We start from the raw sequence: 19789 nt of genomic DNA, 5'->3' as shown, positions 1-19789 counted from the left end.
GGGCAGATATGACCGGCTGCGCGCTTTATCGCGGCCATGGGCCGCTCCTACAGGTACGGGTTGGCCTGTAGGAGCGGCCCATGGCCGCGATATAGGTAGCTGCTACTACGGTAGCAGCGCCTGCAGTCTGTTAGAAACGTGCGTTCAGCGCGTTCGCCGTGCTACCCATTCCAGAGGCCGTTATGACTCGCCTCCGCTGGCGCTCAACTGCGCTAAGGTGACATCTCCCCTCGCCGTCCGAGTCTTCGCCATGCCGCGTTGCTTCTGGTGCACCGCCGATCCGCTGTACATCGAGTATCACGACCACGAATGGGGCGTGCCCCAGCGCGATCCGGCGGTGCTCTTCGAATTTCTCTTGCTGGAAGGCTTTCAGGCCGGGCTGTCGTGGATCACCGTGCTGAAGAAGCGCGAGCGCTATCGCCAGGTGCTGCACGGCTTCGATCCCCGGCGCCTGGCGCAGCTGAGCGATGCCGAGATCGAGGCGCTGATGCAGGATCCGGGCATCATCCGCAACGGCGCCAAGCTGCGCGCCGCCCGTCAGAATGCCCAGGCCTGGCTCAGGCTCGAAGACCCGGCCGGCTGGCTATGGTCCTTCGTCGGCGGTGCGCCGAAGATCAACCATTTTCGCGACCGCCATGAGGTACCGGCGATCACCCCGGAAGCCGAGGCCATGAGCAAGGCGCTCAAGAAAGCCGGTTTCACCTTTGTCGGCCCGACCATTTGCTATGCCTTCATGCAGGCCATGGGGCTGGTGATGGACCACACCCTCGATTGCGACCGCCATGCCGAGCTGACGTCTTTGTCGGCAGAACCGCAGGAAAAGTCGAATGTATAGGCGTCAGTTGGCGCGAACCTTACGCTTTCTTAACGTTTCCGGGGCTTGTAGACGCTAAACTGTCGGCGCATTCAGACAGGAGTCCCTCTTTTGGAAAGATTCAAAGGCGCGCTGATGATCGCCTTCCTGCGCCTTTTCGCCCTGCTGCCCTGGCCGCTGGTGCAGCGCCTGGGTGGATTCATCGGCTGGTGCATGTGGAAGCTGCCGACCCGCGCCAGCAAGGTTACCCGCATCAACCTCGCCCATTGTTTTCCCGAACTCGATGCCGCCGGCCTGGAACGGCTGTCGCGCGAGTGCCTGCGCGGCATCGGCAAGACCCTGACCGAGAGCGCCTGCGCCTGGATCTGGTCGCCCCAGCGTTCCCTACGCCTGGTGCGCGAGGTGGAAGGCATGGACGTCCTGCAGGAGGCCCTGGCCTCCGGCGATGGCGTGGTGGGCATCACCAGCCATCTGGGCAACTGGGAGTTGCTCAACCACTTCTACTGCTCCCATGCCAAGCCGATCATCTTCTATCGGCCGCCCAAGCTGAAGGCGGTGGACGACCTGCTCAAGCGCCAGCGGGTCCAGCTGGGCAACCGCGTGGCGCCCTCCACTCCGGAAGGCATCATCAGCGTGATCAAGGAAGTCCGCCGCGGCGGCGCCGTGGGGATTCCGGCCGATCCCGAGCCAAGTCGCAGCGCCGGCCTCTTCGTGCCCTTCCTCGGCACCACTGCCCTGACCAGCAAGTTCGTGCCCTCGCTGCTGGCGCGCGGCAAGGCCCGCGGGGTGTTCTTCCATGCCGTGCGCCTGGCAGACGGCAGTGGTTACAAGGTGATCCTGGAAGCCGCGCCCGCAGCCATGTACGACCCGGATCCGGAGGTCTCGGTGGCCGCCATGAGCGAGGTGCTGGCCGGCTACGTACGGCGCTATCCGACCCAGTACATGTGGAGCATGAAGAGGTTCAAGAATCGCCCGGATGGCGAGGAGAAGTGGTACTGAGGTCTTTCGCCCGGGTCCTGCCCGGGCGCTGAGGGGCAGGCGGTGGTCCCATGACCTATCGCTCGGTGCTTCGCCAGGACCGTTCGGTCGGCGCGCGGCTGACAGCCGCTGGGCTTTGCCGGAAGCTGCCCGGACCTCTAGGGAACGCCCAAGCCAGGGAGTCAGGCGATGAATTCGCGCGATCAGCGCCAACATACCCGTACCCCACTCAAGTGCCGGCTGTGGATCGCCTATCCGAATGGCGAGATCGTCGGTGAGACCCGCGACCTGTCCGATGGTGGCGTCTATGTGGTGCATCCCGAGCTGACCCGGCTACCGCAGGGCACCCGCGTGGTCGGCCAGGTACTCGATCTGCCGATCGAAGCGCCCAAGGTGACCATGGAAGTCATGCGCACCGACGCCGACGGCGCGGGCCTCAGGTTCCTGCGCGATCAGGACTGAGCGCGGCGCGCCAGGCGCTTGAGAAACACCGTCATCTCCTTTTCCGCCTGCTTGTCGCCCTTGGCTTGCGCCGCCTGCAGGCCCTGGGTCCAGGCCGCCTCGGCGCTGGCCGGGTCGCCGCTCCCCTCATGGGCCTTGCCCAGCAGTTTCCAGGCCGCCGAATAGGCCGGATCGAATTCGACGCAGCGCGCCAGGTGCTCGATCGCCCGCGCGGGCTCCCCGGCATCCAGATAGCCCTTGCCCAGACCGAATCTGAGCAGGGCGTTGTCCTGGCCGCGAGCGAGCATCTTCTCCAGGGATTCGAGCATGGCGAGGTCTCCTACTTGGCGATCTTGATCAGCTTGCAATAATAGAAGCCGTCATGGCCGTCGGGCTGCGGCAGGAGCTGGCGGCCGTGGGGCTGGGCGAGGCCCCAGGAGGCGGGGATGTCCAGTTCGCGGGCGCCGGGGGTGCGGGCGAGAAAGGCGGCGAGGTTGCTGCTGTTTTCTTCCGGCAACACCGAGCAGGTGGCGTAGACCAGGATGCCGCCGACGTCCAGCGTCGGCCAGAGGGCGTCCAGCAATTCGCCCTGCAACTGCACCAGGGGCGCGATATCGCTGGCCTGACGGGTCAGCTTGATGTCCGGATGGCGGCGGATCACCCCGGTGGCGCTGCAGGGAGCGTCCAGCAGGATGCGCTGGAAGGGCGTGCCGTCCCACCAGTCGGTTACGGCGCGGCCGTCGGCGGCCAGGGTGCGGGCGGTGAGGCCCAGCCGTGCCAGATTCTGCTCGACGCGCTCCAGGCGACCGGCATCGGCGTCCAGCGCCACCACCTCAGCCAGCGCCGGTTCGCGTTCCAGCAGGTGGCAGGTCTTGCCACCGGGCGCGGCGCAAGCGTCCAGCACCCGTTGTCCGGGCGCCAGCTCCAGCAGCTCGGCGGCCAACTGCGCGGCTTCGTCCTGCACGCTGAGACGCCCCGCGGCAAAGCCCGGCAGGGCGGTGACGTCCTGGGGTTGCAGCAAGCGGATGCCGTCGGCGCTGAAGGCGCAGGGCACGGCCTCGATGCCGGCGGCGGCCAGCTCGGCCAGATAGCTGTCGCGACTGCCCTGGCGGCGATTGACCCTGAGGATCAACGGCGGGTGCAGGTTGTTGGCCGTGGCGATGGCTTCCCAGTGCGCCGGCCAGCGCGCCTTGAGCGTCTTCTGTAACCAGCGCGGATGGGCCAGGCGCGCGGCGGGGTCATGCTCCAGGGCCGGCAGCAGGCTGTCGTATTCACGCTGGGCACGGCGCAGCACGGCGTTGAGCAGGCCCTTGGCCGAGGACTTCTTCAGCTTGTCGACGCAGCCCACCGTCTCGCCGATGGCGGCGTGGGCCGGGATGCGGGTGTGGAACAGCTGGTAGAGCCCGATCAGCAACAGGGCTTCGAGATCGCGGTCGCCGGCCTTGAAGGGTTTCTGCATGAGCTTTTCCGCCAGCAGCGACAGGCGCGGCTGCCAGCGGGCGGTGCCGAAGGCCAGATCCTGGGCCAGGGCGCGGTCACGCGGATCGACCTTGGCCAGTTGCTCGGGCAGGCTGCTGCCCAGGGAGGCGCGGCCGGCGAGGACCGCCGCCAGGGCGCGGGTAGCTGCCAGCCGCGGATTCATAGATCCAGCACCTGCCCGGGAGCGAAGCGCTCGCGACGGGCGTTGTAGAGATCGGCGAAGCCCAGCGGCTTGCCACCGGGCAGTTGCAGCCGGGTCAGACGCAGGGCGCCCTCGCCACAGGCCACCAGCAGGCCTGCGCGATCGGCGTCGAGCACCATGCCGGGAACGCCCTGCCCTTCCGCCAGTTCGGCGGCCCAAACCTTGAGCGGTTCACCGGCCAGGGCGGTGTGGCACAGCGGCCAGGGATCGAAGGCGCGGATACGGCGCTCCAGTTCCACCGCCGGCCGACCCCAGTCCAAGCGGGCCTCGTCCTTGTTGAGCTTGTGGGCGTAGGTGGCCAGGTTGTCGTCCTGTACCTCGCCCTGCAGACTGCCGTCGGCCAGACCCGGCAGGGCCTGGACCACGGCGGCGGCGCCCAAGGCGGCCAGGCGATCGTGCAGGCTGCCACCGGTGTCCGTGGCGGTCAGCGGCGTGGTCACCTTGCTCAGCATGGGGCCGGTATCCAGACCGGCTTCCATGCGCATCACGGTGACCCCGGACTCGGCATCGCCGGCTTCCAAGGCGCGCTGGATGGGCGCGGCGCCGCGCCAGCGCGGCAGCAGCGAGGCATGGCTGTTGATGCAACCCAGGCGCGGGATATCCAGCACCGCCTGGGGCAGGATCAGACCGTAGGCCACTACCACCAGCAGGTCGGGTTCCAGGGCCGCCAGGGTGGCCTGGGCCGCGGGATCGCGCAGGGTCGGCGGCTGCTGCACGGGAATGCCGTGGCTCAGTGCCAGCTGCTTGACCGGGCTCATGGCCAGTTTCTGGCCCCGCCCAGCGGGACGGTCCGGCTGGGTATAGACGGCGGCAATGGGATAACCGGCGTCGATCAGCGCCTGCAGGTGCACGGCGGCGAATTCCGGGGTTCCGGCGAAGACGAGGCGAAGGGATCTGGACATGGCGGACCTGGCGGAAAGGGCGAGCGGCGGACGCCGATGACGCCGTCCGCCAGGGCGATCAGGCCTTGTGGCGCTGCTGCTTTTCGAGCTTCTTCTTGATGCGATCGCGCTTGAGCGGCGACAGATAGTCGACGAACAGCTTGCCGTCGAGGTGATCGATCTCGTGCTGGATGCATACCGCCAAGAGGCCGTCGCATTCCAGCTCGAAGGGCTTGCCGTCGCGATCCAGGGCCTTGACCCGGACGCGCTCGGGACGGCAGACCTTTTCGTAGAACCCGGGGATCGACAGGCAGCCTTCCTGGTACTCGCCCAGTTCCTGGGTGAGCGGCTCGGCTTCCGGGTTGATGAAGACCAGCGGTTCGCTCTTGTCTTCGCTGACGTCGATCACCACCAGGCGGCGATGGACGTTGACCTGGGTGGCGGCCAGACCGATGCCGGGCGCTTCGTACATGGTCTCGAACATGTCGTCGATGGTCTGGCGCAGGGCGTCGTCGACCACGTCGATGGGCTTGGCGACGGTGCGCAGGCGGGGATCGGGAAATTCGAGGATGTCTAGGATCGCCATGGCGTTGAGGGCACTTGTGGAATACAGTCAAGGGGCGCTGCTAAGATGCCGCAGCGTTGTTTCCACCCGCTTCGGGTAGGCCCCGGAAGGTGGATGACGTCGGTCGACGGGGATGAGCGCCTGCGCTGCCCGGTGCCGACGAAGGTGGCGATCAGGGCACGACTGGGGCGATTCCCCGACGTTTGCGTGAAGACGGTTCTTCAAAGCTAAGTGTAAAGGGATTCGACGCATGAGGAAATCTTTGTTCGCCCTGCTGCTGGTCGCCGGGGGCGCCCTGCAGTCGGCGTACGCAGCGGTCACCCTGCGTCAGGATCACCCGGAGAGCTATACCGTGGTCCGCGGCGATACCCTCTGGGACATCTCCGCCAGATTCCTCAGCAAGCCCTGGGAATGGCCAGAGATCTGGCAGGCCAATCCGCAGGTCAAGAATCCCCATCTCATCTATCCCGGCGATACCCTGGTGCTGAGCTACGTCGACGGCCAGCCGCGGCTGCAGCTCAACCGCGGCGCCTCGCGTGGCACGGTCAAGCTGTCACCTACGGTGCGCAGCACGCCCATCGCCGAAGCCATCCCGGCCATTCCGCTGGAAGCGGTCAACAGCTTCCTCTTGCAGAATCGCGCCATCGATTCGGCCGAGCAGTTCCAGGCGGCGCCCTATGTGGTGGCCGGCAACGCCGAGCGCGTGGTGAGCGGCGCCGGCGATCGCATCTATGTGCGCGGCAAGCTGCAGCCGGGTGTCTCGGCCTATGGCATCTACCGCCAGGGCAAGACCTATGTCGATCCCAAGACCGGTGCCTTTCTCGGCATCAATGGTGACTTCATCGGCAGCGCCGATCTGGTCACCCAGGAGGGCGACATCGCCACCCTGCGCCTGACCCGCACCACCCAGGAGGTACGCCTGGGCGACCGGCTGTTCCCTACCGAGGAGCGGCTGGTGAATTCCACCTTCATGCCCAGCGCCCCCGCCCGCGACATCAATGGCCTGATCCTCGACGTGCCGCGCGGCGTCACCCAGATCGGCCAGTTCGATGTGGTGACCCTCAACAAGGGCGCCCGGGACGGTCTGGCCGAGGGCAATGTGCTGGCGGTCAACAAGACCGGCGAGACGGTACGTGATCGCATCACCGGCGAGCTGGTGAAGATCCCCGACGAGCGCGCCGGGCTGCTGATGGTCTTTCGCACCTACGACAAGATCAGCTACGGCCTGGTCCTGACCGCCACCCGCCAGCTGGCGATCATGGACAAGGTGCGCAACCCCTAACCTCTTCCGGGTCGCCAGGACGGCGACCGGCCACCCTCAAGGATGACAGCATGGCCAGCCTCTCCCCTGCCGAGCTGGACGCTCGGCTTCGCCTGCATGCCCTGCCGGAGCTCGGTGCCGTGCGCCAGCGCCTGCTGCTGGATGCCTTTGGCAGTGCCAGCGCCGCCCTCAGTGCCCCCGCCTCGGCCTGGCGCGCCCTGCGCCTGCCGGCGGTGGCCGCGGACGCCCGCCGCAGCCCCGCGACCCGCGAACGGGTCGACCAGGCCCTGGCTTGGCTGGAGGACCCCGAGCGCCATCTGCTCTGCCTGGGCGACGAGTGCTATCCGGCGCTGCTCGCCGAGATCGCCGATCCACCGCCGCTGCTGTTCGTCGAAGGACGGGTCGAGTTGCTCGAACGACCGCAACTGGCCCTGGTCGGCAGCCGCCAGGCCAGTGCCCAGGGACTCGACAATGCCCGGCGCTTCGCCCACAGCCTGGCCGCGGCCGGCTTCTGCATCACCAGTGGCCTGGCGCTGGGCATCGATGGCGCGGCGCACCAGGGTGCGCTGGACGCCGGCGGCGGTACGGTGGCCGTGCTGGGCACCGGCCTCCGGCAGCTCTATCCCCGCCGTCATCTGGGCCTCGCCCGGCGCCTGCTGGCCGAGGGTGGGGCGCTGGTTTCGGAATTGCCGCTGGACTGCACGCCCCAGGCCGCCAACTTTCCGCGGCGCAACCGGATCATCAGCGGCCTTAGCCTGGGTACTCTGGTGGTGGAGGCCAGCCCCTCCAGCGGTTCGCTGATCACCGCGCGGCTGGCCGCCGAGCAGGGCCGCGAGGTGTTCGCCCTGCCCGGCTCCATCCATCATCCCGGGGCGCGAGGCTGTCATCAGCTAATCCGTGAAGGGGCGCAACTGGTGGAGGGCGTGGAGCATATCCTCGAAGCCCTGCAGGGCTGGCGCAGCCTGACCCCGGTCGCCACGGGCGCGGTGGTCGAGGATCACCCCCTGCTGCGGCAGCTGGCCGCCGGACCGCTCAACAGCGAAGAGTTGGCGCGGCTCTGCCGCCTGTCGTTGCCGGAGGTGCTGGTCCAGCTGACCGAGTTGGAGCTGGAGGGCCGGGTGGTGGCGCAGCAGGGCAGCTGGACGCGTCTCGGCTAGCGGTGGATGGCTACCATCGGCGGCGCGCTCGGGTAGACTTCAGGGATTTGGCGGAGGCAAGGCGATGCACAACAGCTGGCGAGTGCGGCAGGCGGCGCGAATCGTGCGCGAGGGGGGCGTGCTGGCCTACCCCACCGAGGCCGTCTGGGGCCTGGGCTGCGATCCCTGGGATCAGGCCGCGGTCTATCGCCTGCTGACGCTCAAGCGGCGGCCCATGGAAAAGGGCTTGATCCTGGTGGCCGACACCATCCGCCAGTTCGACTTCCTGCTCCACGATCTGCCGGAAGAGTCCCTGGCCAAGCTGGCCAGCACCTGGCCCGGCCCCAACACCTGGCTGGTGCCGCACCACAATCGCCTGCCCGGCTGGGTGACCGGCGCCCACGCCACCGTGGCGCTACGGGTCTCCGAGCATCCGCTGGTGGGCGAACTCTGCGCCCTCACCGGTCCGCTGATCTCCACCTCGGCCAATCCCGCCGGCCGCCCGGCCGCGCGCACCCGGCTGCGGGTTCAGCAGTACTTCCCCGATAACCTGGATGGCATCCTCATGGGCGAACTGGGTGGGCGCAAGAATCCCAGCGTGATTCGCGATCTGGTGACCGGCAAGGTCTTCCGGCCCTAGGTCAGTCCAGCAACTGGCGCAGCAGCCGCGCCAGCGCATCGATCTGGAACGGCTTGGCCAGCGAGAGCTCACCGTTCGGGGTCGGCCGTTCGGCGTGACCGCTGACGAACAGCACCGGCAACTCCGGCCAGCGCTCGCGCAGGCGCCCGGCCAAGTCGGCGCCGTCGAGATCCGGCAGGCCGAGATCGGTGATCAGCAGATCACAGGGCAGGTCGCCGTCGACCAGGGTGAGCGCCGCCGAGGCACTGGCCGCGGTGCGCACGCGATAGCCCAGCTCGGTGAGCATCTCGCGCAGCAACAGCCGCACCGAAACATCGTCTTCTACCAGCAGCAGGCGTTCGCCCCGGCTCTGGGCGATGGCCGCCTGAGGTGTATCGCTCGCTGCCGGTCGCTCGGGCTGGGCACAGGGCAGCCAGAGGCTGACCCGGGTGCCGCTGCCCAGTTCGCTCTCCAGGGTCACGTGGCCACCCGACTGCTTGATGAAGCCATAGAGCATCGACAGGCCCAGACCGGTGCCCTGGCCGATGGGCTTGGTGGTGAAGAAGGGATCGAAGGCGCGATCCACCACCTCGACCGGCATGCCGCTGCCGGTGTCGGCGATGGTCAGGCGCACATAGTCACCCGGCGGCAGGTCATGCTCGGCGGCCAGGTCAGTGAGGTGATCGAGGGCGGTTTCGAGGGTCAGCTGACCCCCCTCGGGCATGGCGTCGCGGGCGTTGATCACCAGATTCAGCAGGGCGTTCTCTAGCTGGTTGGTGTCGGTGCGTGCCGGCGGCAATTGCAACGCGAGGCTGCTGCGCAGGCTGATGCGTTCGCCCAGGGTGCGCTGGAAGAGTTCTTCCAGGGACAGGATCAGGTCATTGACATCCACCGGCCGCGGGTCGAGGGTCTGCCGACGCGCGAAGGCCAGCAGGCGATGGGTCAGGGCGGCGGCGCGGGTGGCGGATTGCTCGGCGGTGTCGAGGTAGCGCTGCAGGTTGTCGTGGCGGCCCTGGTCCAGGCGCCGACGCAGCAATTCCAGGGAGCCGCTGATGCCGGTGAGCAGGTTGTTGAAGTCGTGGGCGATGCCGCCGGTGAGATGGCCGATGGCTTCCATCTTCTGTGCCTGGCGCAACGCGGCCTCGGCGTTCTGCAGAGCCAGGGCGGCGTCGTGCTCGACGGTGACGTCGCGGCCGAAGACATAGATGCGGCCATCGTGATCGGCGGTGGCCTTCCACATCATGTGGCGCCAGTGGCCGTCGCGAGTGCGCAGGCGGCCCGGCAGATCGCTGAGCACCTCGCCATGGCGCAGGGCGGCCAGGCGCGGGAACACCGGCGGATCGTCCGGGTGCTCCAGCGAGGTCGGCGGCTGGTGGCGCAATTCCTCGTCGTCCCAACCCAGGGTGCGGCCCCAGGCCGGATTGCGACTGAGCCAGCGTTGCCCCTGGATGACACCGAGCAGGTCGTCGGCCACCCGCCACATGCGGTCACGCTCGACGGTGCGCTCATGGACGCGCTGTTCCAGCAGTTCGGCCAGGCGCCGCAGGCGGTGTTCGGCCATGCGGATCTCGCTGACGTCGGTGTGCACGCCCACCCATTCGCAGACCACGCCGTTTTCCCGCACCGGCAGGGCGCGCACGCTGAAGGTGCGCCACTGACCGTCGCGGCAGCGCAGCCGGTGTTCGTCGTGGAAGTCCACCTGTTGCTGCACCGCCAGTCGCCAGCGGCGCAGGGTGCGAGGGGCATCCTCGGGATGCAGGGCAGCGGCCCAGCCGTCCTGCTGATACTGGGCATAGCTCTGCCCGGTCAGGGTGCTCCAGGCGAGTTGTTCGCCGAGCAGATGCCCCTGGGCATTGCTGGTCCAGACCACCCCCTGCACCGCTTCCACGGCGTTGCGGAAACGCTGGTTGGACAGGTGCAGCGCGGCTTCGGCCTGCTTGCGCTGGGTGAGATCCACCACCACCAGACTCACCGACAGCTCCTGGCCGATTTCCGACTGCAGCGGCGAGCCATGCAGGCTGACCCAGACCACCGAGCCATCCGGGCGCAGGAAGCGCTGGTCCAGCTTGAAGCTGTCGCCGCGCTCGCGCAGGGTGTCGAGATGGCGCTCCAGGATGGCCCGGTCCTCGGGATGGGTCTGGGCCTGCAGGGTCTGTTCCAGCACCCCGACCTCGTTGCGATCGAGCAATTCGCAGTAGCGGCGATTGGCGAGCAGGATGCGCCCGCGGGCGTCGGTCTGGCAGATGCCGACCGCCGCCTGGTTGATCAGGCTGGCCAGCCGCGCGCTGTGTTCGCGCAGGGCATTTTCCGCATCAACCCGTTGCTGAACGTCGTCGAACAGGGTGACCGAGGCGATCACCTCGCCAGTGGCCGAGCGAACGGGCGCGCTGGACACTTCCAGCAGCCGGATGCTGCCGTCGGGCCGTCGATAGCGCATCAATTCGGGCGATACCGCCTGGCCACTGCGCAGCACCCGGACCGTGGGATAGTCGTCCACCGCATAGGGCTGGCCATTGGCATGCAGGGCGCCGATGGCGCCATAGCGTTCGTCCAGCGTCTCACCGGCCGGGCGCTTGCCCAGGAGGAGATCGACGCGGTCATTGAGCATCACCGCTTCTTCGCTGCCGGCCTCGGTGATGGAGATGCCCAGGGGCGCCTGCTGCAGCACGCTGGCCAGGAGCCCCTGTTCCAGCGACAACCGCCGTTCCAGGTGCCGGACCTGGTCTTGGGTCTGCTGCCGCACCAGCAGAGCGCCCAGCAGCAGGGCCAACTGGTCCAGCAACAGCCGGGTGTCCGCCTCGACGGCGTTGCTCAGCTGCAGATAGCCCAGGGGCTGCGCCGCAGCGCCGAACGGGAGGAGCGACTGACCCGCCGGCAGGCTGCCGGCTTCGGCCACGGACAGCAGCCGCGCCTGGGGATCGTCGGCGAGGTCACGCAGGGCCTGGGTGGCGCACAGGCGCAGGGCGGCAAGATCCGCCGTGCCGCTGAGGCGCCGCGACCATTCGCCAAGCGCCTGCAGGCGTTGTGGCAGATCCCGCTCGGCGCTGCGCCGGGCGGCGAAGCGGGCCCGGCTCGCTGGGGCCTGCCAGACGTGCAGCAGCCAACCCACGGCGACATCCGCCCGGCGCAGCGGCACCAGGTGCAGGTCGAGGCGTACCAGATGACCATCGCGATGGCGCAGGCCCCGGGTTTGGCAGCGTTCGAGGGCGGTCAGCCAGCCGTCCGCCGGGGGTTCCGGGAGCAACAGGCCGACGATGGACTCGCCGACCTTGTCCTGCGCGCTCCAGCCCAGCAGCCGGGCGACGGCCGGGCACCACTGCCCGATGCACCCTTCGGCGGTCAGGGTGATCAGTGCCGTGTCCGTGGCGGTGTCGAGCAGGTTGGCGAGGGGGCTGGAGATGGGCATGACGAGGGCAGCGATCCGGCCGATTCTGGAAAGAGCGTCGAGACCTTGGCGGCCTGACTGTCCGAGATAGACCGGCGTTTACCCCCGTCGTGCCGCCTGGTTACGGGAAACTTAATGGCCGTCACGATTTACCCGGCCAGGCGCGCGAACGTCTAGCCTCAGGGCAGCAGGATGGTCGAGCCGCTGGTCTCGCGGCCTGACAGGGCGCGGTGCGCCTCCTGCACCTCGGCCAACGGATAGCGGCGACCGATGTCCACCTGGATACGGCCATCGGTGATCAGCTCGAACAGCTGATCGGCCATGTCCTGCAGCGCTTCGGGTGAGGCGGCGTAGGTAGCCAGGGTCGGCCGGGTTACATAGAGCGAACCCTTCTGCGAGAGGATGCCCAGGTTGACCCCGGTGACCGCGCCCGAGGCGTTGCCAAAGCTGACCATCAGGCCGCGCGGGGCCAGGCAGTCCAACGACATCTCCCAGGTGTCCTTGCCGACGCCGTCGTAGACCACCGGCACCTTGGCACCCTCGGTCAGCTCGCGGACCCGCGCCGGGACGTCTTCCTGGCGATAGTCGATCACCGCCCAGGCGCCCAGAGCCTTGGCCTTTTCCAGTTTTTCCGGCGAGCCGGCGGTGCCGATCAGGCGTACGCCCAGGGCCTTGGCCCATTGGCAGGCCAGGGAGCCGACGCCACCCGCCGCGGCATGGAACAGCACGGTGTCACCGGCCTGCAGCGGATAGGTCTGGCGCAGGAGGTACTGCACCGTCAGCCCCTTGAGCATGACCGCGGCGCCCTGCTCGAAGGACACCGCTTCCGGCAGGTGCACCAGGTGCCGCTCGGGCAGCACATGGACTTCGGCATAGGCGCCCAGCGGACCGGTAGCGTAGGCGACGCGGTCGCCGGCCTTGAAGCGGGTGACGGCGTTGCCCACCGCCTCCACCACTCCGGCACCCTCGGTGCCCAGGCCCGAGGGCAGCGACGGCGGCGGATAGAGGCCGCTGCGGTAGTAGGTCTCGATGAAGTTGAGGCCGATGGCGTGGTTGCGCACCCGCACCTCGTCGGGGCCGGGCGCGGCGGGTTCGAAATCCACAAGTTCGAGTACTTCGGGACCACCGGTGCGGCTGAACTGGATGCGCTGGGCCATGCTGTCGGTTCCTTATTGACGTGAGCCTTCATCCAAGCCGCAACCGCGGGCCACGTCAACCGGTCGGATACGGGTGTTATGCTCTCCGCCCTCCCCGCCTGTTGTGGAAATCCTTGCGATGAATCCCTCCCTGGAGGCCGTCAAGGCCTATCTGCTCGATCTGCAGGAGCGCATCTGCGCCGCACTGGAAGCCGAGGATGGCGCTGCGCATTTTGTCGAAGACGCCTGGACCCGGCCGACCGGCGGTGGTGGCCGTACCCGGGTCATCGCCGAGGGCACCCTGCTGGAAAAGGGCGGTGTGAACTTCTCCCATGTGCATGGCGACAGCCTGCCGCCCTCGGCCAGCGCCCATCGTCCGGAACTGGCCGGGCGCAGCTTCGAGGCCATGGGCGTGTCGCTGGTCATGCACCCGCGTAATCCGTATATCCCCACCGCCCACGCCAATGTGCGCTTCTTTCTCGCCGAAAAGCCTGGCGAAGCGCCGGTCTGGTGGTTCGGTGGCGGTCTCGACCTCACCCCCTACTACGGCAACGAGGCCGACTGCGTGCACTGGCACCAGGTCTGCCATGACGCCTGCGCACCTTTCGGCGCCGACGTCTATCCGCGCTACAAGGCCTGGTGCGACCGCTATTTTCACCTCAAGCACCGCGGCGAGCCACGTGGTATCGGCGGCCTGTTCTTCGATGACCTGAACGACTGGGATTTCGACACCTGTTTCGCCTTCCAGCGCGCCATCGGCGATGCCTTCGTCGACGCCTACCTGCCCATCGTCCAACGCCGCCGTGACCAGCCTTATGGCCAGGCTGAGCGGGAATTCCAGGCCTATCGTCGTGGGCGCTACGTGGAGTTCAACCTGGTCTACGACCGTGGCACCCTGTTCGGCCTGCAATCCGGCGGCCGCACCGAGTCCATCCTCATGTCGCTGCCGCCCGAGGTGCGCTGGGGTTATGACTGGAAACCCGTACCCGGCTCGCCGGAAGCGCGACTGACCGATTTCTTTCTCACCGACCGCGACTGGCTCGCGCTCGCCCCGACGCCTGCAGGATAGCCCCATGGATCGCTACGCCGTCTTCGGCAACCCCATCGCCCACAGCAAGTCGCCGCTGATCCACAGCCTGTTCGCCGACCAGACCGGTCAGCGCCTGCACTACGGGCCGCTGCTGGCACCGCTGGACGGCTTCACCGAAAGCGCCCGCAGCTTCTTCCAGAGCGGCCTGGGCGCCAACGTCACGGTGCCCTTCAAGGAAGAGGCCTACCAGCTGTGCGACGACCTCACCCCGCGCGCCCGGCGCGCCGGGGCGGTCAACACCCTCAAGCGCCAGCCTGACGGTCGCCTGCTGGGCGACAACACCGATGGCGCCGGGCTGGTGCGGGACCTCACCGTCAACGCCGGTCTGCAGCTGGCTGGCCAGCGCGTCCTGGTGCTGGGCGCCGGGGGCGCGGTACGCGGCGTGCTGGAGCCGCTGCTGGCCTGCCAGCCCGGGCAACTGGTGCTGGCCAACCGCACCGAACTCAAGGCGGTGCAGCTGGCGCGGGAATTCGCCGAGCTGGGGGCCATCGAGGTGGCCGCCTTCTCCACCCTGCGCGAGCCCTTCGACGTCATCATCAACGGCACTTCCGCCAGCCTCGGCGGCGGTCGCCCACCGCTCTCGGAAGCGGTGATCGGCCCCCAGACCGTGACCTACGACATGATGTACGGCAAGGACCTGACCGCCTTCAATCGCTGGGCGCAGGATGAAGGCGCCTTCCACACCCTGGACGGCCTGGGCATGCTGGTGGAACAGGCCGCCGAGGCCTTCGAACTCTGGCGCGGCGTGCGCCCCGACGGTGCGCCGGTGCTGGCGGAGTTGCGGCGGCAACTGGGTTAGTTCCGGGATGCTGTTGGGCTTCGCTGCGCTCAGCGCCAACCTACGGAACTCCATTGTAGGTTGGGTTGAGGCGGCTCCATTGCCGAAGCCCAACGGGCCGCGGTCAGCCCGCCAGCTGGGGCTGGCGCCTGCGCGAGGCCAGAGACACCGGCCACGCCTGGGCGATGCCGAAGCCGATTTCGATCATCAGGAACATTGCCAACAGGGGACTGGCACCCTGGTACAGCGCCCAGGTCTGCCAGAGGGCGAATAGGCCCCTGGCCACGGCGTCGTAGCGCCCCAGCGTCACCGAGGGGCTGGCCAGCCGCAGCGCCGCCCAGACGCATACCACGGAGCCGAGCAGGTTGCCCAGCAGTAGGGCTTCCGGGCTGAAGGTCGCCAGAGGCGCGAATCCCAGCCACTGCCCCTGGGCGTCGAGCTGTCGCAGCAGCCAGGCGAGACTCCAGGGGGTGGCGAAGGGCGCGGTGACCAGCAGATCATAGAGGGCGCTGGCACGGACCAGTCGCACATAAGGCGCAAGCTTCCACATGGACGGACTTCCTTGAACGAGAGGAAGTCCAGTGTCGACCCTGGAGCTAGGTCCAGGGTCAAGGAGAACGGATGCGTATCGGCACCCTCGCCCAGGCCACCGGCCTGAGTCGCGACACCCTGAGATTCTACGAGCGCCAGGGGCTGCTCAAGGCGCCGCGGCGGGCCAACGGCTATCGTGACTATCCGCCCGAAGCCGTGGAATGGCTGGGCTACATCCGTACCGCCCAGCGACTGGGTTTCAGCCTGCAGGAAATCGCCGCCAACCTGGAGGACGTCGAGCGCGCTGCCGATCCCGACGCCTATCTGCAGGAACTGCTGCGCGACAAGCTCAGGGTCATCGAGGCGCGTATCGACGAATTGCAGGCGTTGCGTGGGGTGCTGTATTCGCGCCTGGGTGAAGCCTGTCCGCTGCGGACGTAGCTGAGCGTTGGGCTTCGCTGCGCTCGACCCAACCTACGGCCGTGAGCGGCCATGGGCCGCTCCTACCATTGCGTTGGAGCCTGTAGGAGCGGCCGCATCAGCGGACCACCATGGCCGCGATCAGTTGTAGGTTGGGTTGAGGCGGCTCCATCGCCGAAGCCCAACAGGACCAGGCCTGCTAGGCCCCCTCCTCCCCGTAGCCTTCAGCCAGATGCTGGTCCTTGAGCTTCACGTAGTTGCCGGCGCTGTAGCTGAAGAAGGCGAGCTCCTTTTCCTCCAGCGGGCGGATCTGCTTGACCGGGCGGCCGACGTAGAGGTGGCCGCCTTCCAGCCGCTTGCCCGGCGGAACCAGGCTGCCGGCGCCGATCATCACGTCATCCTCCACCACCGCGCCGTCCATGACGATGCTGCCCATACCCACCAGCACCCGGTCGCCAATCGTGCAGCCGTGCAGCGTCACCTGGTGGCCGACGGTGACGTCGGCGCCGATCAGCAAGGGATAGCCGTCCGGATTGAAGGGGCCGGCGTGGGTGATGTGCAGCACGCTGCCGTCCTGGATGCTGGTGCGGGCGCCGATCCGGATACAGTGCATGTCGCCACGGATCACCGTCAGCGGCCACACCGAGCTGTCTGCGCCAAGGCTCACGTCGCCGATCACCACCGCGGTGGCATCGACGAAGGCGCGTTCGCCCAGGTGCGGGGTCTTACCTTGAAAGGTCCTTATGGTCACGATAGATACCTTTTCTCGTCGGAAGGGTCTTGAGACCTATTAGGATGGGCTCCATATATAACTGTCAAAGCCATCGCCCCGAGGGGAACGCCGTGAGCGCCAGCAATCCGCTGCTTCAGTCCTACGACCTGCCGCCCTTTTCCGCCATCAAGCCCGAGCACGTCGAGCCGGCCATCGACACCGTCCTGGCCGAGAACCGTGCCGCCCTGGCCAAGTTGTTGGACACCCAGAAGGAACACCCCACCTGGGCCGGCCTGGTGCTGGCGATGGACGAGCTGAACGATCGGCTGGGTCAGGCCTGGAGCCCCATCGGCCACCTCAACGCCGTGTGCAACAGCGCCGAGCTGCGCGCCGCCTACGAGGCCTGTCTGCCCAAGCTGTCGGCCTACTCCACCGAGATCGGCCAGAACAAGGATCTCTTCCAGGCCTACAGCCGCCTGGCTGAAAGCGAAGAAGCCAAGGGCTTCGACGCCGGCCAGAAGACCACCCTGGAACACGCCCTGCGTGACTTCCGCCTGTCCGGCATCGACCTGCCGCCGGCCGAGCAGCAGCGCTATGCCGCCATCCAGGCGCGCAAGTCCGAGCTGGGCAGCAAGTTTTCCAACCAGTTGCTCGACGCGACGCAGGCCTGGACCAAGCACCTCACCGATGAAGCCGCCCTTGCCGGCCTGCCTGAATCGGCCAAGGCCCAGCTGCAGGCCGCCGCCCAGGCCAAGGAGCTGGACGGCTGGCTGGTGACCCTGGAATTCCCCAGCTACTACGCGGTGATGACCTACGCCGACGACCGTGCCCTGCGCGAGGAAGTCTATGCCGCCTATGCCACTCGCGCCTCCGAGCAGGGCCCCAACGCCGGTCAGTTCGACAACGGCCCGGTGATGGAAGAACTGCTCGACCTGCGCCAGGAACTGGCGCGTCTGCTGGGCTACGCCAACTACGCCGAGCTGTCGCTGGCCACCAAGATGGCCGAGAGCAGTGATCAGGTGCTGGGTTTCCTGCGCGACTTGGCGGTGCGCTCCAAGCCCTTCGCCCAGCGCGACCTGGAAGAATTGCGCGCCTTCGCCGCCGAACAGGGCGTGCAGGATCTGCAGAGCTGGGACACCGGCTACTTTGCCGAGAAGCTGCGCCAGCAGCGCTACGCGCTGTCCCAGGAAGAGGTCCGCGCCTGGTTCCCGGTGGACAAGGTGCTCTCCGGCCTGTTCGCCACGGTGCAGAAGCTCTATGGCATCGAGATCGCCGAGCTGCGCGACTTCGAGAAGTGGCATCCCGACGTGCGCCTGTTCGAGATCAAGGAGAACGGCACCGCCATCGGCCGCTTCTACTTCGATCTCTATGCTCGCGCCAACAAGCGTGGTGGCGCCTGGATGGACGGTGCCCGCGACAAGCGCCGTGATGCCCAGGGCCGGCTGATCGATCCGGTGGCCTACCTGGTCTGCAACTTCACCCCGGCCAGCCCCGGCAAGCCGGCGCTGCTGACCCATGACGAGGTGACCACCCTCTTCCACGAATTCGGCCATGGCCTGCACCACCTGCTGACCCGCGTCGAGCACGCCAGCGTCTCCGGCATCAACGGCGTGGCCTGGGACGCGGTGGAGCTGCCCAGCCAGTTCATGGAGAACTGGTGCTGGGAGCCCGAGGGCCTGGCGCTGATCTCCGGTCACTACGAGACCGGCGAGCCGCTGCCCCAGGAACTGCTGGACAAGATGCTGGCGGCCAAGAACTTCCAGTCCGGCCTGATGATGCTGCGCCAGCTGGAATTCTCGCTGTTCGACTTCGAATTGCACGCTACCCATGGCGACGGTCGCAGCGTGCGCGAGGTGCTGGAAGGCATCCGCGACGAGATCTCCGTCGTACGGCCGCCGGCCTACAACCGCTTCCCCAACAGCTTTGCCCACATCTTCGCCGGCGGTTATGCGGCGGGCTACTACAGCTACAAGTGGGCCGAGGTGCTGTCCGCCGATGCCTTCGCCAAGTTCGAGGAAGAAGGCGTCTTCAACCCCGAGACCGGGCGCGCCTTCCGCGAGGCCATCCTGGCCCGCGGCGGCTCCCAGGCGCCCATGGTGCTGTTCGTCGACTTCCGCGGTCGCGAGCCCAGCATCGACGCCCTGCTCCGCCATTCCGGGCTGAGCGAGGAGGCGGCGTGAGCGAGCCGATCCGCAAGAGGTTCATCGCCGGGGCGGTCTGCCCGGCGTGCCAGGCGCAGGACACCCTGAAGATGTGGACCCAGGACGGTACGCCCCACCGCGAGTGCCTCTCCTGCGGCTACAGCGACACCCTGGACGAGCGTGGCAATTCGGTCCCCAAGGAATTGCCGACGCGGGTCAATATCAGTGCGCTGAAACCCAAGAAGCCTGATCCCAAGGTGCAGGCCGTGCAGTTCTTTCCCAATCCCAAGCTGAAAAAGCCGGAATAGCGAAAGGCGACCTTCAGAAAAGCCGCGCCCGGTCATCCAGGCGCGGCTTTTCCGTTTCCAGGCTGGGGAAAATCGATCCGCGCACGGCTTGAGTGCAGGCGAAAACGAGCGTCAGCGCAGGGGGGTCCCAGGCTTTATCCACAAAAAGCGGATTCGATAGCCAGCCGATCATCTTTTTAATCTATTGATAATAAAGGGATTTTATTGAGTCTCTGATTGGCGTCAGGGTTTTCTCCTGAAGTTATACCGATTTTATCCCCGATTTATCCACAGGCTGAAGAGTCCTGGAATGACTTGGGAGTCTTTTCCTGCAATCAGACTCCAAGTGGATAGCCGACGCCATCGTCCCTGACGAGGAAATCCCATGCGTACCGTCCTTTCTGCTGCAGTCCTCTGTCTGATAGGCAACCTGGCCCTGGCCGCGCCGCCGGAACATGGACCGGGAGGACCCAAGGGGCCGCATGGCCCGGGCTGGCAGGACCAGGGCGGTCCGCATGGCAAGGGACCGGGTCCCGAGTCGCGTGGCCAGGGTCGCCCGGGTGCCGGACCGGGTGCCGGCGGCCCGCCGGATCTGGGACCGGCGCGGGAGCGTATCCAGGCGCTGCGCGGCCAGATCGGTCGCGGGGGCGACCTGCCGCCGGGGCTGCGTCTGGAGCGCGGACGCCCTCTCCCACCTGGTTATGGCCGGCCGCTGCCGCCGGGTATCGCCCGCCAGTTGCCGGACTACCCGGGCTACGAATGGCGGCGTCTGGGAGCCGACATGGTACTGGTCGCCGTGGGCACCGGGATCGTCTACGCCATCCTGCAAGGCGTACTGGACTGACCGGGACGATTCTTTTAGCGGTAGCCAAGGAGTAGTGCCGAGCTCACCGCAGGCTCTGGCACAGACTCCTTGGGCCTGCCGGCCCGGCG

Annotated in this window: 21 protein-coding genes; 12 read left to right on the top strand and 9 right to left on the bottom strand. The window is 67.5% G+C overall.

All coding sequences use genetic code 11. The annotated features are described in order from the left end of the window. Window positions 1–250: 250 nt before the first annotated feature. The 3 genes from FEZ61_RS11925 (at window position 251) to FEZ61_RS11915 (ending at window position 2254) form a co-directional block, all read left to right on the top strand. Complete coding sequence (locus FEZ61_RS11925; protein WP_173148773.1) at window positions 251–835, top strand: DNA-3-methyladenine glycosylase I; 585 nt, start codon at window positions 251–253, stop codon at window positions 833–835. 90 nt (window positions 836–925) lie between these two features. Then, complete coding sequence (locus FEZ61_RS11920) at window positions 926–1813, top strand: lysophospholipid acyltransferase (protein WP_017641485.1); 888 nt, start codon at window positions 926–928, stop codon at window positions 1811–1813. A 168-nt stretch (window positions 1814–1981) separates the two neighbouring features. Beyond that, window positions 1982–2254, top strand: a complete 273-nt coding sequence (locus FEZ61_RS11915; protein WP_173148771.1) for a PilZ domain-containing protein — start codon at window positions 1982–1984, stop codon at window positions 2252–2254. Here FEZ61_RS11915 and FEZ61_RS11910 read toward each other — a convergent pair. Genes FEZ61_RS11910 through def form a run of 4 tightly spaced genes read right to left on the bottom strand, consistent with a single transcriptional unit; the run spans window position 2245 to window position 5381 of the window. After that, complete coding sequence (locus FEZ61_RS11910) at window positions 2245–2562, bottom strand: tetratricopeptide repeat protein (protein WP_064307093.1); 318 nt, start codon at window positions 2560–2562, stop codon at window positions 2245–2247. The two genes, FEZ61_RS11915 and FEZ61_RS11910, sit on opposite strands and share 10 nt — an antisense overlap. Before the next feature lie 11 nt (window positions 2563–2573). Next, complete coding sequence (rsmB, locus tag FEZ61_RS11905; protein WP_173148769.1) at window positions 2574–3875, bottom strand: 16S rRNA (cytosine(967)-C(5))-methyltransferase RsmB; 1302 nt, start codon at window positions 3873–3875, stop codon at window positions 2574–2576. Further along, window positions 3872–4816, bottom strand: a complete 945-nt coding sequence (gene fmt / locus FEZ61_RS11900) for a methionyl-tRNA formyltransferase (protein ID WP_173148767.1) — start codon at window positions 4814–4816, stop codon at window positions 3872–3874. Before fmt ends, rsmB begins: the two co-directional genes overlap by 4 nt. A 58-nt stretch (window positions 4817–4874) precedes the next feature. After that, a complete protein-coding gene (gene def, locus FEZ61_RS11895) occupies window positions 4875–5381 on the bottom strand; it encodes a peptide deformylase (protein ID WP_160922151.1) in 507 nt (168 codons plus the stop codon). Between the two features lie 229 nt (window positions 5382–5610). On the opposite strand from def, the gene FEZ61_RS11890 reads away from it, so the two are divergent. From FEZ61_RS11890 to FEZ61_RS11880, 3 genes are all read left to right on the top strand, one after another. Beyond that, a complete protein-coding gene (locus FEZ61_RS11890) occupies window positions 5611–6642 on the top strand; it encodes a LysM peptidoglycan-binding domain-containing protein (RefSeq protein WP_026083893.1) in 1032 nt (343 codons plus the stop codon). Window positions 6643–6692: 50 nt separating this feature from the next. Then, a complete protein-coding gene (dprA, locus tag FEZ61_RS11885; RefSeq protein ID WP_173148765.1) occupies window positions 6693–7778 on the top strand; it encodes a DNA-processing protein DprA in 1086 nt (361 codons plus the stop codon). A gap of 64 nt (window positions 7779–7842) precedes the next feature. After that, window positions 7843–8397, top strand: coding sequence for a Sua5/YciO/YrdC/YwlC family protein (locus FEZ61_RS11880; protein ID WP_017641494.1), 555 nt, complete (start codon window positions 7843–7845; stop codon window positions 8395–8397). A gap of 1 nt (window position 8398) precedes the next feature. Here FEZ61_RS11880 and FEZ61_RS11875 read toward each other — a convergent pair whose 3' ends face one another. Further along, a complete protein-coding gene (locus FEZ61_RS11875) occupies window positions 8399–11782 on the bottom strand; it encodes a PAS domain S-box protein (protein WP_068384389.1) in 3384 nt (1127 codons plus the stop codon). A gap of 158 nt (window positions 11783–11940) precedes the next feature. Next, window positions 11941–12918, bottom strand: a complete 978-nt coding sequence (locus tag FEZ61_RS11870; protein WP_017641496.1) for an NADPH:quinone reductase — start codon at window positions 12916–12918, stop codon at window positions 11941–11943. A gap of 118 nt (window positions 12919–13036) precedes the next feature. On the opposite strand from FEZ61_RS11870, the gene hemF reads away from it, so the two are divergent. Beyond that, a complete protein-coding gene (hemF, locus tag FEZ61_RS11865) occupies window positions 13037–13966 on the top strand; it encodes an oxygen-dependent coproporphyrinogen oxidase (RefSeq protein ID WP_173148763.1) in 930 nt (309 codons plus the stop codon). 4 nt (window positions 13967–13970) lie between these two features. Next, window positions 13971–14786, top strand: coding sequence for a shikimate dehydrogenase (aroE, locus tag FEZ61_RS11860; protein ID WP_173148761.1), 816 nt, complete (start codon window positions 13971–13973; stop codon window positions 14784–14786). 103 nt (window positions 14787–14889) lie between these two features. On the opposite strand, the gene FEZ61_RS11855 is transcribed toward aroE, so the two are convergent. Continuing rightward, window positions 14890–15315, bottom strand: a complete 426-nt coding sequence (locus tag FEZ61_RS11855; RefSeq protein WP_173148759.1) for a hypothetical protein — start codon at window positions 15313–15315, stop codon at window positions 14890–14892. Window positions 15316–15386: 71 nt separating this feature from the next. Here FEZ61_RS11855 and FEZ61_RS11850 point away from each other — a divergent pair, with 71 nt between their 5' ends. Beyond that, window positions 15387–15737 carry a MerR family transcriptional regulator gene (locus tag FEZ61_RS11850; protein ID WP_068384381.1) on the top strand — a complete coding sequence of 117 codons (351 nt, stop codon included), beginning with the start codon at window positions 15387–15389 and terminating at the stop codon, window positions 15735–15737. Window positions 15738–15915: 178 nt separating this feature from the next. Here FEZ61_RS11850 and FEZ61_RS11845 read toward each other — a convergent pair whose 3' ends face one another. Further along, a complete protein-coding gene (locus tag FEZ61_RS11845; protein ID WP_173148757.1) occupies window positions 15916–16467 on the bottom strand; it encodes a gamma carbonic anhydrase family protein in 552 nt (183 codons plus the stop codon). 44 nt (window positions 16468–16511) lie between these two features. On the opposite strand from FEZ61_RS11845, the gene prlC reads away from it, so the two are divergent. Both prlC and FEZ61_RS11835 read left to right on the top strand, forming a co-directional pair. Beyond that, window positions 16512–18608 carry an oligopeptidase A gene (gene prlC, locus FEZ61_RS11840; RefSeq protein WP_173148755.1) on the top strand — a complete coding sequence of 699 codons (2097 nt, stop codon included), beginning with the start codon at window positions 16512–16514 and terminating at the stop codon, window positions 18606–18608. Next, window positions 18605–18877, top strand: coding sequence for a YheV family putative zinc ribbon protein (locus FEZ61_RS11835; RefSeq protein ID WP_017641503.1), 273 nt, complete (start codon window positions 18605–18607; stop codon window positions 18875–18877). The genes prlC and FEZ61_RS11835 overlap by 4 nt, the downstream gene beginning before the upstream one ends. Before the next feature lie 13 nt (window positions 18878–18890). On the opposite strand, the gene FEZ61_RS11830 is transcribed toward FEZ61_RS11835, so the two are convergent. After that, a complete protein-coding gene (locus FEZ61_RS11830) occupies window positions 18891–19049 on the bottom strand; it encodes a hypothetical protein (RefSeq protein WP_160329276.1) in 159 nt (52 codons plus the stop codon). Window positions 19050–19241: 192 nt separating this feature from the next. On the opposite strand from FEZ61_RS11830, the gene FEZ61_RS24400 reads away from it, so the two are divergent. Beyond that, window positions 19242–19700: an anti-virulence regulator CigR family protein gene (locus FEZ61_RS24400; RefSeq protein WP_068384377.1), complete on the top strand. Its 459-nt coding sequence runs from the start codon at window positions 19242–19244 to the stop codon at window positions 19698–19700. Window positions 19701–19789 lie beyond the last annotated feature (89 nt).

This window comes from Pseudomonas sp. MS15a(2019) (assembly GCF_013277805.1).
GTDB lineage: Bacteria > Pseudomonadota > Gammaproteobacteria > Pseudomonadales > Pseudomonadaceae > Chryseomonas > Chryseomonas benzopyrenica.
This window is presented reverse-complemented; position numbering and strand designations above follow the sequence as displayed.